Source organism: Lysinibacillus fusiformis, assembly GCF_002845985.1.
In the GTDB taxonomy this organism is placed as follows: Bacteria; Bacillota; Bacilli; order Bacillales_A; family Planococcaceae; genus Lysinibacillus; species Lysinibacillus fusiformis_D.
This window is the reverse complement of record NZ_PDFK01000002.1, coordinates 123579-138842: the sequence shown is the minus strand read 5'-3', so window position 1 is coordinate 138842 and position 15264 is coordinate 123579. Positions and strand designations below refer to the sequence as shown.

The window sequence follows — 15264 nt, the reverse complement described above, 5'->3', positions numbered from 1 at the left end:
GGGCAACGAGGTTTAAAAAATCTGCCCGGCAAGCGAAGCGCCAGGGGCAACGAGGTTTAAAAAATCTGCCCGGCAAGCGAAGCGCCAGGGGCAACAAGGTTTAAAAAGTCTGCCCGGCAAGCGAAGCGCCAGATGTGATAGTGTTTTAAAATCATCATTACAAAGCAAATAGCTAAACTACGAAATTAATCAAAATATGGGAAAAAATGTGACGGCTATGCAAAATTGTATAGCTGTTTTTTGCTTTCTTATACATTTTTCGAGAAAAATGTATGTTGAATTGGTATGATAGTAGGTAGATAGAGGAGGTGCCAAATGGAGAAACAACTTCGAAAATTTACAGAGCTTATCGGTTTTCGCTACTTTATTATCATCATTCTCATTTTAACAGGCGGCCTACAGTTTGCGTTTATGTATGGCAATGTTAAGGGAGTTACATATGATTTCAAACCACTACAGCTTGCGCCTGAAACCGTACGATCTACCAAAACGATTGAAGACACTTATAAGACGCAGCTAGAGCGGGAAAAAGCCGCCAATGCAGTGGATTCAGTCTATCAATTTTCGGAGGATGTCGCCAAGCAAAGAGCAGCGATTGTAACATCATTGTTTGATTATGTACTAGAAGTGAAAAAGGATGTTGCAAACAGTAAGGAACCTATACCTATTGCCGATCAAGTTGCACAGCTTCGCAAAAAATTCGAATCAATAGATGAAGACCAGATGCCATTAATCTTTACAGATTCACAGTTGGAAGGTCTGTTAGTGCAAAGTGATGAAGATTTAAACAGAACTAGTACGCAATTATCCAAATTTGTAGAGGACTATTTACAAAAGTCTATCCGACCTGAAAATGTCTTTGTTGCTCAAAATGATTTTGAGACAAAGATTCGAGGGCAACGAGGGTATCCTGATAAAATATTCAATACAGTCGTGTTAATAGGGCGTACAAGTATTATTGAAAATGAAACAATTAACGAAGACCAAACGAAAATTCGCAAAGAGCAGGCGAAGGAAAGCGTCGAGCCGACACGAATCTTACAAGGACAAATCATTGTGCAGGAAGGTCAAATTATTGATAATGAGGCTTACCGACAATTAGAGCTATTGGGTATGGTAAGTAATAAAGCATCCTTGAAGCCAATTGCTGGACTTATTATTTTAACGCTACTGCAAATGATGTTTATGTATATTTTATTTGAGCGTTGGGATGCTGACGAACGAAAAAAACGCAATGCCTTATTAGTGACAGTGATTGTTTATACGTTGTCAATCCTGCTCATGAAATTTATTAGCTTAGTGTCTGGTGGCTTTGATGTAACGATTGCCTTTCTGTTCCCGACGGCATTAGCTACAATGCTTGTACGATTATTAGCGGATGAACGAGCAGCTGTGCTCATTACCGTTATGACCGCAGCCTCAGCAGGTGTTATTTTTCAAGAAGGCTATTCATCTGTTATGCAAATGGAAATTACGTTGTATATTATTTTTGGAGGGCTTGCAAGCCTGTTCTTTTTGCGCAGTGTGGAAAAACGCTCACATATTTTACATGCAGTTGGTGTGATTTCCCTTGTCAACATGGCATTTATCGCCTTTTATTTACTCATGACACAATCATCCTACGGCTTGCCAGAATTAGTGTTTTACTTGATTGCAGCTATGTTATCTGCCTTGCTTTCAGGGGCATTAACAATGGGACTTTTACCATTCTTTGAGTCAGCATTTAGCTTATTATCGTCGCTGCGTTTAATTGAGCTATCCAATCCTAATCATCCTTTATTAAAAAAATTACTAATGGAAGCACCAGGGACATATCATCATAGTGTAATGGTAGCGAATTTAGCAGAAGCTGCCTGTGAAGAAATTGGTGCAGATGGTTTACTAGCGCGTGTTGGTTGTTATTATCATGATATAGGTAAAACAAAGCGTCCTGCCTTTTTCATTGAAAATCAAATGTCAGGTATTAATCCGCATGATTCTTTACCGCCTGAGACAAGTGCAGAAATTATTATCGCCCATACAACAGATGGAGCCGACATGTTAAAACGCTATAAAATGCCGCAAGAAATTATCGATATCGCTTTACAACATCATGGTACAAGTTTATTAAAGTTCTTCTTGTTTAAAGCGAAGGAACAAGGAAAAAGCATTGATGAGGCAAAGCTCCGTTATCCAGGTCCAAAACCACAAACTAAGGAAGCAGCGGTTATTAGTGTTGCTGACAGTGTTGAGGCAGCAGTTCGTTCAATGAAAGAGCCGAATGCTGAAAAAATTCATAAGCTAGTACGAGCGATCATTGATGATCGTGTACAGGATAATCAGTTTGATGAATGCGATATTTCGATAAAAGAGTTAAAATGTATAGAGAGAGTTCTTTGTGAAACGTTGAATGGTATTTTCCACTCACGTATTGAATATCCAAAGGCAGATAAGTAGGAGGATCTATGATTTTAACAATTGATTTTACAGATGAAACAAATGAAGTGGCTACACCACATACAGAGCTTGTTGAAAAGCTTTTACAGCATGCAGCGAGTATTGAAAATATTGAGCCAGAAACTGAGGTTTCAGTGACGTTTGTAACGAATGAGACGATTCAAGATATTAACCGTGAGTATCGTGGCAAGGATCAGCCTACAGATGTCATTTCCTTTGCGTTAGAGGAGCTAGGGGAAGGGGAAATCGAGGTAACTTTTGAAGGAATGCCACGTGTACTAGGTGATATTATCATTTCTACAGACCGTGCCAAAGAGCAGGCTGAGGAATACAATCATTCCTTTGAACGAGAATTAGGTTTTTTAGCTGTACATGGCTTTTTACATTTGCTTGGTTATGACCATATGGAGCCAGAAGAAGAGAAAAAAATGTTTACAAAGCAAGATGAAATTTTACAAACTTTCGGCTTAGGGCGAGACTAAATGGATTTGCGCAAATACTTGCGATCTTTTGGCTATGCATTGGAAGGCATTATCACAGCAAGTAAAGAACAAAATTTAAAATCACATATAATTAGTGCAATCATTGTTATAATGGCTGGTTATTGGACAGGTTTATCTCGTATGGAATGGTATATTGTGCTACTATTAATAGCACTAATGTTTGCGCTGGAAATGATCAATACAGCTATCGAACGGGCGGTTGATTTAGCTTCCCCAGAGATACATCCACTTGCTAAGCAGGCGAAAGATATTGCGGCAGGTGCAGTGCTTGTATTTGCGCTATTCAGTGCTATAATCGGATTACTCATCTTTCTGCCAAAATGGTTTTAATGGAAATGAGTGTCTTCTTAATGAAAATAAACCATAATGTGAGGGAGAATTTGTATAGATGACAGTGGATATGCAAGGATTATTAGAGGAATCAAAAAAAGCACGTGAAAAAGCCTATGTTCCATACTCGAAATTTAAAGTAGGTGCAGCTCTTTTAACAAAAGAGGGAGAGGTCATTCACGGCTGCAATATTGAAAATGCAGGCTATAGTATGACGAATTGTGCGGAGCGTACAGCGTTCTTTAAAGCTGTATCAGAGGGCATTTATGAATTCGAAGCCATTGCCATTGTTGCTGATACGGACGGGCCATGCGCACCGTGTGGAGCATGTCGTCAGGTAATGATGGAGTTTTGTGCGCCAACTATGCCTGTTTATTTAACGAACTTAAAAGGTGATGTGACGGTAACGTCGGTAGGCGAATTACTACCGTTTGCATTTACGACGGAGGATTTAGAGAATGCAGGAAACTAACAATGGCTACAAGTCAGGCTTTATCTCCATTATTGGTCGTCCAAATGTAGGAAAATCGACATTTTTAAATCGTGTCATTGGCCAAAAAATTGCGATCATGAGTGATAAGCCACAAACAACACGAAATAAAGTACAAGGTGTACTGACAACAGATGATAGCCAAATGGTTTTTATTGATACACCAGGTATTCACAAACCAAAACATAAACTAGGCGATTTCATGCTGAAAGTTTCTAAAAATACATTGCGTGAAGTGGATGTTATTATGTTTATGGTCAATGCTGAGCAAAAACTTGGTAAAGGCGATGAATTCATTTTAGAATTGTTGGCGGGGAATCCGACGCCTGTCTTTTTGGTCATCAATAAAATTGATGCCATTCATCCAGACGAATTAATAGGGATTATTGAGAACTATAAAGAGCGCTATAATTTTGCAGAAATTGTACCGATTTCAGCACTACAAGGGAATAATGTAGAAAATTTATTAGCGACGTTAGCAAAATATTTACCAGAAGGACCACAATATTACCCAGCAGATCAAGTGACGGATCATCCTGAGCGATTTATCATCTCAGAGCTGATACGCGAAAAAGTTTTACATTTAACACGTGAAGAAATTCCCCACTCGATTGCAGTGGTGATTGATAAAATTCGCCGTGATGAAGAAAATGCTGACAAAATTCATGTGGCCGCGACGATTATTGTGGAGCGCGATTCTCAAAAAGGCATTGTCATTGGGAAACGTGGAGCCTTGCTGAAAGAAGTAGGGACACGTGCACGAAAGGATATTGAAATGCTGTTAGGCTCAAAAGTCTATTTAGAGCTATGGGTTAAGGTACAAAAAGATTGGCGTAATAAATCTACACATTTACGCGATTTTGGATTCCGTGATGATGAATATTAAGCTGTTGTGATCCTAATCCAGCAGTGTTTATCGGGTGAATTTCTTAGCAGATGTTCAAACGCCTGCTGAATTAAAAATATAGACTTCAGCAGATGTTATAGATTGCCTCCTGGAGGTCTTTTTTCAAATCGTCTGCTCAGTAAAATCTGAGTGTAATTGAGAGGTATTACTTTGAGCTGTCCAAAGCATTTTGGATAGCTCTCTTTTCTTGGATAGCTCTTTTAGGAAAGGAGGAGAACTATGCTTCATAAATGGGAAGGCATTGTATTAAAGGTACGTGCTTATGGGGAATCCAATAAAATTGTCACTCTGCTAACACGAGAAGCTGGCAAAGTGGCTACAATGGCTAGGGGGGCAAAAAAGCCTTCTAGTCGATTGGCGTCCGTCACACAACCCTTTACCTATGGCATGTTTATGGTGCAACATCATACTGGTATGGGGACATTACAACAAGGAGAGCATTTGAACTCGATGCGTCATATTCGTGAAGATATTATGGCCACTGCCTATGCTAGCTATATCATGGAACTGGTGGAACGTGTCGTGGAAGAAGGGAAACCAGAGCCATTTGCTTTTGATGTATTATTACACGCATTACAAGCAATTGAGGAAGGCTATGATCCCGAAGCTATCACACTATTTGTTGAGTGGAAAATGTTACCCTATACAGGTGTGCAACCTATTTTACATGCCTGTGCTGCGTGTGGTGCTGTCGATGGGGAATTTGCTTTTTCCTTTGCACAAGGAGGGTTTTTATGTCATCGCTGTTATCAGTATGACCCCTATATCATTCGTTTAACACCAACACAACTGAAGCTTATACGTATGTTTTATACTGTTCCAATCGATCAAATCGGAAAAATAGAGCTAAAAAAAGAAACAAAATATTTCATCAAAAAAATTATTACAACCATCTATGAAGAACAAACAGGTATCCGCTTTAAGACGAAAAAATTTATTGAGCAACTAGAGCGAACGCCTGAATTGCAAATACGATCTAAAAATGAAATGCCAGAAGACTCATAATGTTCTTCTGGCATTTTGTGCTATTAAAAAATTATTTCAGATATCAAATTCATATAGAAAAGCCCATTGTCCAGCAATTTTTTTACTTTCCACATAGAGATAGACTGTTTCCTCGTTTTTACCTGTTAGATGAAGAATGGCAATACCTTCTGTTTTTGGTGTAACATGTAGTTGTCCATTAAGAATAGTTGCTTTTACAGGCGCTGGCTCAAAGTCAAAAACTTCAAGAGCTACACTAGCTGGCTCGAAAGGTAATACTGGCGTTGATAGTGTTAATTCGTCAGTTAAATGGTACAAATCAATACCGCGAACAAAGTCATAGGCATACACATCAGCCGCCATCTTTTGTTGCTGTGTCCCATCTGAAAATGTAACAATGAACTGTCCATTTTTCGAGATAGTTAATGTTTGATCATCCTGATTAAAGCTGTATAAATTCGATGCAAGTGCCTGCCCGTTCATATTTTGAACTGTTACCTCAGTTGGCACGAATGGTAAATTACTTTCTGCTAAATCAAGTGGTGAATTTTCTGTATAATCCTCTTCCTTTACTTCCTCAAGCGTTACCTTCAGCTTTCCATTGACATTTTTCACATGAACTAAATAAAAAATAGTTGTAAAGTCCTCTGAATCATCAGTAAATCCAGTAATCACTAATTTGCCCGTACCTTCTTTTATAGGGGTAATCGTGATAGACTCTGTCATATCTTCCTCTTCAGTCCATGTGAAAATATCCTCTGCTGGCTCAAGACCACCATAAGAAGCAAAGATATAGTCCTGTTTAAATTGACTTGCATAAACGGTTGCATTGCTTAACATTTTTTCAGCACGTACAACGAAAGCAGCCAATTGGGAACGCTTCACAGGACTCTTTGGACCGTATGTAGTGGCTGACGTTCCTTTTGTAATGCCATTGGCAAATAAAGCTTTAATATGAGGCTCGAATTCAGTTCCTTTTTTGACATCTGTAAATGGCAATTGTGTATTACTTGGACTCGTTAATCCAAAGCCCTTAGCAATCATTTTTGACATTTGTTCGCGTGTAATATTTTGATTTGGGTAGAAGTAACCATTTGCCCCATTAATTATTCCTGCATTGGCTAATGCGGCAATCGCTCCGTAATTTTCATCGCCAGGTTTAATGTCCTTAAATTGAGGATTTTTTACATGAACTGTATCTAACTTTAAAATACCTGCTAAAATTTTCGCAGCTTGTGTGCGTGTAATGGGGTTTGCAGGTTTAAACGTTCCGTCCATATAGCCAGAAATAATGCCACGCTCTGCTAACTGAATGATAGCTTTTCCTTCTTCAGTGGATGGATTAACATCAGGAAAAAATGCTGCATGTGCTGGTGGTGCGATAACAATCGCACTTGTTACTAAGGCAGATGCCATGGCTAGTTGAAATAAACGTTGAGACTTCAATTGAATTCCTCCAAATAGTACAATATAAAATTTTATAGTATGAATGTTTCGTTCAGACCTTCCTATGTATCAGTTCAAACTTCCGGACGATTGAATGTTAAAAAGGGGGATGTCTTTAGCATGTTAATTATTCATTATTTAACAGCTAATACTAACTATAATACCTTATTTATACCAAAAAGTTGGAACTGCGAATAGAGGAAATATCATCCTTGAGCATGACATTACTGGTAATTAAATGTTTAACAGCAACGAAAAAACTTGATTTGCCTCTTGAACTATACATCTATATGGAGAGAGTTGGATAGGTCAATAGTAGCATCGTTGGTTATACTTTAAGGGAATGAGAGGCGGATTGTAAATGAATAAAATTTCAATTTTTACAAATTAAAATGATTATAGAAAATTAGTTTTATATAATAAAGTTATGATTGTGAAATTTGAGTAAAGGGTCTATTTGACTTTTTATTAATTTTTATTTCGATGATAAATGAAAAATAATAGGTAAAAGGTTTTGTGTTTTTCTTTAGTTTTCAATATATTAATAGTAGAAACCGATCACTTGAGTCCCATATACTAGTTGAAAAGGTATTTTAACCTATGATATTGTAATAAATATAGATAATCGTATTTATATTTTAAAAATATAATTTAGTCGTTTCATCCCCATCGACACAAATGTACGCTAGATCAATTTAGACATGCCTATGAAATGGAAGCCTCTATCAGCAAAACGTATTTTATCTTGATTCAGCAAATGTTTTTTTGTATCAAAAGCACAACATTAGGTACAAAAGCCTCCCTCTCTATAGGGAAAAATAAATGCTTGTTTTGCTTTTTTTAACGGGTGTTTAAACACTGGTTGAATCAAGATAAAGCCTCCGCTAGATGTCACGGTTTTAAAAAAGAAGCTTTTCAAGCACGCTTGGAAAAATCAGGACATATTCATCTGTGCGAAAGCGAGGAGTCATTGATACGTTATCAGAATAACGCAGTCCTATGGAAGAAGGAGGGAGTCACATAGTGCTTAGTACATTGCGTATGTGGCAGAAAATATGCTACGAAAAGTAACCTTAAATATTCAGGAAGTTGAAGCGAATGATATATTAGCTGAAGATATTTTCTCAGACTATCGTCTATTAGCAAAAAAAGATTTAGTTTTAACGGAGCGAATTATTGCCTTACTTAAACTTCGAAAAGTAGATGAATTGTCAGTCTATTTACCATCTGATTCAGTTCGAGTTGTTCATGATTTAAGTATTCAACGAACAAGAGAATATGAAGATTTATTTGCTCCATTAATTGAAAAAACTGAACCAGTAGATGAATATAAAGAAACGGTAAGTCAGCTTTTTATGACAACGTTGGAGAATGTTGTGCATGAATTACGATATGGACAAATACTGAAAAGCATGCAAGATACGGCTTATGTACGAGGTGTTTTTGAAAAAATTTTAGAAAAAAAACATCGCTATGAGCTACTTATGCGCTTAAAGGAATGGGATGAATATTCATTTGTCCACTCATTTGATGTATTTGTGTTAGGGACAATCTTTGCTAGATATCTAGGTTTAACGGATATCGAAATATTAGCAAGAGGTTATTTGTTCCACGATATTGGGAAGGTCTTTATACCGCAGGAAATATTAAATTTAAAGCGCAAACTCTCTGAAGATGAGTTTGAAATCGTCAAAACGCATACAACAAAAGGTTATGACTTACTAATAGAATATCAGGAGGAAGACATTGCCTATTTAGCGAGAGATCATCATGAACGCTTTGCAGGGAAGGGTTATCCAAATCAACTTTGTGCAGATGAAATGACTGATGGTGTGCAATTATTACAAATTATTGATGTGTATTCAGCCATGACATCGAAAAGAGTCTACCATGTTGGCTACGGTGCTACAGATGCATTAGCTGTTTTATACAGGGATCGTCATTTATATAATGAGAACTTTATGCATAAGTTTGTTGAATGTTTAGGCATTTACCCAGTCAACTCGGTTGTTATGCTATCGGATAATCGTAGTGCACAAGTAGAGCTAGTTTATGATTTATTTCCGACATTACCAAAGGTGAGGTTGCTAGATGAGCAAAAATCTATGAACTTGCCTTTAAACTATAGTGTGAAAATTACGAAGATGATTGACTACAGGGCGAATAGCTTCGAAGAGATTTTTAACTTATTTGTGGAGCAATTAATCCGCTGCGATGAGAATAATCTGAGAATTCATTTTAGTAAATTAATTGATCATTTACATCCTAAAGAAATTGTCTTAAAAATTTTCTTACCAGCGTTTCGTATACTACGTTTGCTAACACGAGAAATACAAACAGATATGACGAAATATAGAAATTCTATTAGTATCTTAAAAAAGCTATTAGAAGAGCAATTAAATGTATTATATATGGATTATCAGCATGAACAAACGACCATTTTAGTGGTGGAGTCTTCCTTACGTGAAAATTTCTTCATTAAACTTGTGCAAAGTATTTTGTATATCGATAAAATAGTACCTTTCTTTATCAATCCAGGTGATGATCAACGTATTACACAATTGATGGGGCATTGTGATGTCAATGTCGCCTATTTTATTGAAGAGGAACAAACTGTTGACAAACGAGTTCGTCCAATGCGAGAAGGTGCCTTTCTTTATTATTCATTAGCTGATATTGAAGAGATACTAGTGAGCTTAGTAGGGATGAGCATGAAAAAGTTTTCATTCGAGGAAAAAATGCAAGAGCGCTTATTTTCCACATATAAAGCATAAAAAGAGGGAGTTGCCAGACTGGCTACTCCCTCTTTTGTTCAGCAAAACGATTAGAATTGAAGATGTTTTTCGATATATGCTTTTACTTCTGCAATTGGCATACGAACTTGCGTCATAGAATCGCGATGACGTACTGTTACTTGGCCATCCTCTTTTGAGTCAAAATCGTATGTGATACAGAATGGTGTACCAATTTCATCCTGACGGCGGTAACGTTTACCGATTGATTGTGATTCATCAAAATCAACAGGGAACGCTTTGCGGAGCTCTGCCCAAACATCTGCCGCTTCATCAGATAATTTTTTAGAAAGCGGTAGAACAGCAGCTTTAAATGGTGCTAGTGCAGGGTGGAAACGTAAAACTGTACGTTTATCGTCACCTTCTAGCTCTTCTTCATCATAGGCATCACATAGGAATGCTAATGTGACACGGTCAGCCCCTAAAGATGGCTCAATACAATAAGGAACATAACGTTCGTTTGATACAGGATCGATATAAGTGAAATCTTCACCTGAGTGTTCCATATGTTGTTTTAAGTCATAATCTGTACGATCAGCTACGCCCCAAAGCTCTCCCCAACCGAATGGGAATTTGAATTCGATATCTGTTGTAGCATTTGAGTAGTGAGATAGCTCATCATCTTCATGGTCACGAAGACGCATAGATTCTTCTTTCATGCCTAAGTTTAGTAACCAATTTTTACAGAATTCTTTCCAATAGGCGTGCCATTGGAGATCTTCGCCAGGTTTGCAGAAGAATTCTAGCTCCATTTGCTCGAATTCACGTGTACGGAATGTGAAGTTACCAGGTGTAATTTCGTTACGGAAAGATTTACCGATTTGTGCGATACCAAATGGTGTACGTTTACGCATAGAACGTTGAACGTTTTTGAAGTTCACGAAAATACCTTGTGCCGTTTCGGGACGTAAATAAATTTCGTTTGTAGAAGATTCCGTCACACCTTGGAACGTTTTAAACATTAGGTTGAATTGACGAATATCTGTAAAATCCGCTTTTCCGCAATCCGGACATACTACGTCATATTTAATCATTGTTTCTTTCATTTGATCGAATGTCATACCATCCACAATGATTTCATCGCCTTTTGCTAATGCAGCATCCTCGATAATTTTATCTGCGCGATGACGAGCCTTACATGATTTACAGTCGATCATTGGGTCGTTGAAGTTACCAACATGACCAGAAGCAACCCATGCTTTTGGGTTCATTAAGATCGCAGCATCAATACCTACATTGTGTTCTGATTCTTGAACGAATTTTTGCCACCATGCTTTTTTTATATTGTTTTTTAATTCGACACCTAGTGGACCGTAATCCCAAGTGTTTGCTAAACCACCATAGATTTCAGAACCAGGGAAGACAAAGCCTCGATGTTTTGCTAATGATACGATGGTTTCCATTGATTTGTTAGCCATAAAAATAGCCTCCTTCTAAGTTTTTCTTATTGTTCTTTTAGCGGTAAAACGCTAAAGTTATTTCATCTAGTAGTAACTAAATGAAAATAGCACCCGTCTCCGGGCACAATGCATGCCCAGGGACGAGTGCTAAGACCCGCGGTTCCACCCTGATTGTTTTAAACGAATGTTTAAAACCTCTTTTCAAAAAGTTAGCTCAAGGAGTGCCTTTTCTCTGTTGCTGTGTAGACTTTCACCATCTTCTACTCGCTATTGAATGGAACAGATACTTTTTTCCCATCATCGCCTGTATAACGCAATTTTGCTCGAAAATACAGATAGAGCAAGCGTATGTGTCAATATTGTAGCATGCAGTTCTTTAATTCGCAATAATTATTAAAATAGTATATAATAATTGAGCATAAGTATAACACTATTAGATTTGAGGCGGTGAGTCCAATCGAACTCAATAAACGTCAGGAAGACATTTTACAGATTGTGAAAGAAAATGGCCCTATTACCGGGGAACATATTGCGGAACGTCTCAATCTGACACGAGCAACTTTAAGACCAGATTTAGCGATTCTAACGATGGCAGGATTTTTAGATGCGAGACCAAGAGTTGGTTATTTTTATTCAGGTAAAAAAACATCCATTAATTTATTGGATAGTATTCACAATTTAAAAGTGAAAGACTTTCATTCAGGTCCTGTCGTGGTCCCGGAAACAATGACGGTTTATGATGCAATTTGCTTTATGTTTTCAGAAGATGTTGGTACACTCTTTGTCGTAGATAAGAATGAGTTTTTGACAGGCGTACTATCTCGCAAAGATTTACTACGTACAAGTATTGGTACGCAGGATTTAAATAAAATTCCAGTACATATTATTATGACACGTATGCCAAATATTTCGTACTGTGAAAGATCAGATTCATTAGTTGTTGCAGCGAACAAGCTTATTGAACGAGAAGTTGATTCGCTACCAGTAGTTGAACCACAGGAGGGTGGTTTAACCATAGTAGGTCGTCTTACAAAAACAACGATTACACGAGCTTTCTTATCTCTTGCACAAAAGGTCTAAATTAGAAGGAGAGCTGCATGAAAAAACTACGCGTATTTGTTGTATCTGATTCTGTCGGCGAAACTGGTGATCAAGTTGCCAAAGCGGTTATTAGCCAGTTCCGACCGGGTTTAGAAAATACTGTGATTCGTCGGTTTCCTCACATTCAGTCCGAGGAGCTAATCCGTAAAATTGTTTTCCTTGCAGCCCAACAACGAGCATTTATCGTCTATACATTAGTTCGTCAAGAAATGCGTAAATTATTACATGATTTATGTGAGCAAGAAAAAATTCAGGCAGTAGATATTTTAGGACCAGCCTTACAAACTATGGCAACCTTTATGGAAGAAAACCCATTAGAAACGCCAGGGATTGTTCATATGTTGGATGATGATTATTTTAAAAAAATTGAAGCCATTGAATTTGCGGTAAAATATGATGATGGCAGAGATCCACGTGGGTTATTACAGGCTGATATCGTACTCGTAGGCGTATCAAGAACATCCAAAACACCACTTTCACAGTATTTAGCCCATAAAAAATATAAGGTGGCAAATGTTCCTTTAGTACCAGAGGTAGAGCCACCGGAAGAGCTTTTACAAATAGATCCGAAAAAATGCTTTGGCTTAATCATTTCACCTGAAAAGTTAAACTTTATCAGAAGAGAAAGATTAATGTCACTCGGATTAAATGATGATGCTATCTATGCACAACATGAACGGATTTTAGATGAGATACAACATTTTGAAAAAATTGTCAGTAAAATAGGTTGTCAAGTTATTGATGTGACTAATAAAGCTGTCGAAGAGACTGCAAATACAATCATTGAACATATTTTTACTCGTAAATAAGATGGAAATTTAAACCACCTCGGTTAGTAGAGGCGGTTTTTTTGAGTGTATTTTGAAAATAGTATAGATAAAAACTAATTTTTGTTTTATAATAATAAAATTGTGGTAAAAATATTTATAAGAGAAAAATCCTAATTTTTTGTCGAGAAATAAAGGAATTTTAAAACGAATAGCGAATTGTGTTTCTAGAACGCAAATATTAAAGATGGTGATGGATTTGGCAGGGAAGATTCCAGAAGAAGTAATTGAACAGATTCGTACACAATCGGATATCGTTGATGTGATTAGTGAATACATGCAGCTGACCAAGCGTGGGCGAAATTGGTTTGGCCTCTGTCCATTTCATGGAGAGCAAACACCGTCTTTTTCTGTATCAACAGACAAGCAAATCTTTCATTGCTTTGGTTGTGGTGCAGGGGGGAATGCTATTACTTTTGTAATGGATATAGAAGGCATTTCTTTTCCTGATGCCGTTGTGAAACTTGGGGAACGTGCTGGCATACACTTAGATGTTGAGCCAAGCTTTCCAGAGGGAACAAAAAAGATATCTAAAGCAGAAGAAAGGATGAAAGAAGCACACGCTTTTGCAGCAGATTTTTTTCATCATCTACTGTTGAATACAGAGGATGGCGAAGAACCTTTAAATTATTTGCTAGAAAGAGGATTTACAAGGGAACTTATAGAATCTAATAACATTGGTTGGTCTCTCCCAAGCTTTGAAGCATTAACAATATTGCTTGAAAGAAAAGGTTATAACTTACAAGAAATTGCGGAAAGTGGCCTCATCATTAAGCGAGAGGGAGAAGAACGCTACTTTGATCGCTTTAGAGGACGTATTATGTTTCCGATTCGAGATGAGAATGGTAAAATTATTGCCTTCTCAGGTCGAATACTTACATCAACTGGTGAAGAAGCGAAATATTTAAATAGTCCAGAATCACCAATATTTCAAAAAAGTGAAGTGCTTTATAACCTAGATAAAGCACGAACTTCTATCAGAAAAAATCGTCAAGTAGTATTGATGGAAGGTTTTATGGATGTTTTAGCGGCCAACTCTGTAGGTGTCATGAATGTGGTTGCGACAATGGGAACTTCGCTAACAAATCAGCATATCACAAAGCTAAAACGCTTAGTAGAGCAAATTACGATTTGCTATGATGGTGATAATGCTGGATTTGATGCAGCGAAACGAGCGGCGCAATTACTGCATACGGAGCGCATGAAAGTCGATATTGCTGTATTGCCAGAAAAATTAGATCCTGATGAATACATTCACTCTTTAGGTGGACAAGCATTTAAGGAACAAATTTTGGAAAATCCTCATGCGTATATTGCTTTTATGATGATGCATGCTAGACGCAATAAGAACTTTCAATTTGAAAATGATACGCTTCAGTATATTCAAGAAGTCCTTGAACAACTAGTAGGGAGATCCTCACCAGTTGAACGAGATTTGTATATACGACAGTTATCAAATGAAACCAATATATCGGAAGAAGCCATTTATGCTCAATTCCGAAAGTTGGAGGCTAATCAGGTACGTTCTGCAAAATCAGAAATGCCTACACAGATGCCTTCAATGCCAGTCACGCAGCAGCAAAAGCCTATGGACGCAGCCGAACGTGCCGAACGTTTATTACTGGCTCATATGCTTCATAATATAGATGTAGTGGACAGGGTATTACGTAGTGAGCAAAAGGAGCCATTTGTACGAGATGCTTATATGGCTGTTTTTGTTCGCTTAGTAGGGTTTTATGAGGAATATGGTCATCCTGATTATCAACGCTTTGTGGAAATTTTGGATGACGCTGAATTACGAAAAATTGTCATGGAAGCAGCTTTAGTTGAGCGAGATCCTGATCAAGCAGAGGCAGAGGTAATGGACTCCATCCGTCAGCTTCAAAAATATAGAATTGAGCAAGAAATTTATCAAAAGATGCATGAGTCAAAGGAAGCGGAGAAGATGCATGAGTATGCACGTGCACTTGAAATCGCCCAACAGATTATTCATTTAAGAAAATCGTTATCGGCGATTTAACCCGATTCGGTTGTTTAGAAGGAGGAAG

Annotated in this window: 12 protein-coding genes; 10 read left to right on the top strand and 2 right to left on the bottom strand. The window is 37.6% G+C overall.

The annotated features are described in order from the left end of the window. The first annotated feature begins 315 nt into the window (after positions 1–315). The 6 genes from CRI88_RS06720 (at position 316) to recO (ending at position 5671) form a co-directional block, all read left to right on the top strand. Positions 316–2436: an HD family phosphohydrolase gene (locus CRI88_RS06720; RefSeq protein ID WP_058844758.1), complete on the top strand. Its 2121-nt coding sequence runs from the start codon at positions 316–318 to the stop codon at positions 2434–2436. A gap of 8 nt (positions 2437–2444) precedes the next feature. Next, positions 2445–2918 carry an rRNA maturation RNase YbeY gene (gene ybeY / locus CRI88_RS06715; protein ID WP_036120532.1) on the top strand — a complete coding sequence of 158 codons (474 nt, stop codon included), beginning with the start codon at positions 2445–2447 and terminating at the stop codon, positions 2916–2918. Further along, entirely contained in the window at positions 2919–3269 is a 351-nt protein-coding gene (locus tag CRI88_RS06710) for a diacylglycerol kinase family protein (protein WP_036120529.1), read from the top strand. It begins immediately after the preceding gene. Between the two features lie 58 nt (positions 3270–3327). Then, a complete protein-coding gene (locus CRI88_RS06705; protein ID WP_080717050.1) occupies positions 3328–3741 on the top strand; it encodes a cytidine deaminase in 414 nt (137 codons plus the stop codon). Next, positions 3728–4645 (top strand): GTPase Era, encoded by a 918-nt coding sequence (gene era / locus CRI88_RS06700; protein WP_036120526.1) that lies wholly within the window; start codon positions 3728–3730, stop codon positions 4643–4645. The genes CRI88_RS06705 and era overlap by 14 nt, the downstream gene beginning before the upstream one ends. Before the next feature lie 240 nt (positions 4646–4885). Then, entirely contained in the window at positions 4886–5671 is a 786-nt protein-coding gene (gene recO, locus CRI88_RS06695; protein ID WP_036120522.1) for a DNA repair protein RecO, read from the top strand. 36 nt (positions 5672–5707) lie between these two features. Here recO and CRI88_RS06690 read toward each other — a convergent pair whose 3' ends face one another. Then, the gene (locus CRI88_RS06690) at positions 5708–7096 is read right to left on the bottom strand and encodes an S-layer homology domain-containing protein (RefSeq protein WP_058844759.1); all 1389 of its coding nucleotides are present in this window, start codon (positions 7094–7096) and stop codon (positions 5708–5710) included. Between the two features lie 1043 nt (positions 7097–8139). On the opposite strand from CRI88_RS06690, the gene CRI88_RS06685 reads away from it, so the two are divergent. Continuing rightward, positions 8140–9870, top strand: a complete 1731-nt coding sequence (locus tag CRI88_RS06685) for an HD-GYP domain-containing protein (RefSeq protein WP_257982876.1) — start codon at positions 8140–8142, stop codon at positions 9868–9870. Positions 9871–9920: 50 nt separating this feature from the next. On the opposite strand, the gene CRI88_RS06680 is transcribed toward CRI88_RS06685, so the two are convergent. Further along, positions 9921–11306, bottom strand: coding sequence for a glycine--tRNA ligase (locus tag CRI88_RS06680; protein WP_036120515.1), 1386 nt, complete (start codon positions 11304–11306; stop codon positions 9921–9923). 429 nt (positions 11307–11735) lie between these two features. Between CRI88_RS06680 and CRI88_RS06675 the strand changes: the two genes are divergently transcribed. From CRI88_RS06675 to dnaG, 3 genes are all read left to right on the top strand, one after another. Further along, positions 11736–12368, top strand: a complete 633-nt coding sequence (locus CRI88_RS06675; protein ID WP_058844760.1) for a transcriptional regulator CcpN — start codon at positions 11736–11738, stop codon at positions 12366–12368. Positions 12369–12385: 17 nt separating this feature from the next. After that, positions 12386–13198: a pyruvate, water dikinase regulatory protein gene (locus tag CRI88_RS06670; protein ID WP_058844761.1), complete on the top strand. Its 813-nt coding sequence runs from the start codon at positions 12386–12388 to the stop codon at positions 13196–13198. A gap of 205 nt (positions 13199–13403) precedes the next feature. Next, positions 13404–15236 (top strand): DNA primase, encoded by a 1833-nt coding sequence (gene dnaG / locus CRI88_RS06665; protein WP_080717049.1) that lies wholly within the window; start codon positions 13404–13406, stop codon positions 15234–15236. Positions 15237–15264 lie beyond the last annotated feature (28 nt).

What these genes read in the sequence shown, in the direction of transcription:
- era (WP_036120526.1), top strand. Translation starts at nt 3,728, where the DNA reads ATGCAGGAAACTAACAATGGCTACAAGTCAGGCTTTATCTCCATTATT.
- CRI88_RS06720 (WP_058844758.1), top strand. Translation starts at nt 316, where the DNA reads ATGGAGAAACAACTTCGAAAATTTACAGAGCTTATCGGTTTTCGCTAC.
- CRI88_RS06710 (WP_036120529.1), top strand. Translation starts at nt 2,919, where the DNA reads ATGGATTTGCGCAAATACTTGCGATCTTTTGGCTATGCATTGGAAGGC.
- CRI88_RS06670 (WP_058844761.1), top strand. Translation starts at nt 12,386, where the DNA reads ATGAAAAAACTACGCGTATTTGTTGTATCTGATTCTGTCGGCGAAACT.
- CRI88_RS06705 (WP_080717050.1), top strand. Translation starts at nt 3,328, where the DNA reads ATGACAGTGGATATGCAAGGATTATTAGAGGAATCAAAAAAAGCACGT.
- CRI88_RS06680 (WP_036120515.1), bottom strand. Translation starts at nt 11,306, where the DNA reads ATGGCTAACAAATCAATGGAAACCATCGTATCATTAGCAAAACATCGA.
- recO (WP_036120522.1), top strand. Translation starts at nt 4,886, where the DNA reads ATGCTTCATAAATGGGAAGGCATTGTATTAAAGGTACGTGCTTATGGG.
- dnaG (WP_080717049.1), top strand. Translation starts at nt 13,404, where the DNA reads ATGGTGATGGATTTGGCAGGGAAGATTCCAGAAGAAGTAATTGAACAG.
- ybeY (WP_036120532.1), top strand. Translation starts at nt 2,445, where the DNA reads ATGATTTTAACAATTGATTTTACAGATGAAACAAATGAAGTGGCTACA.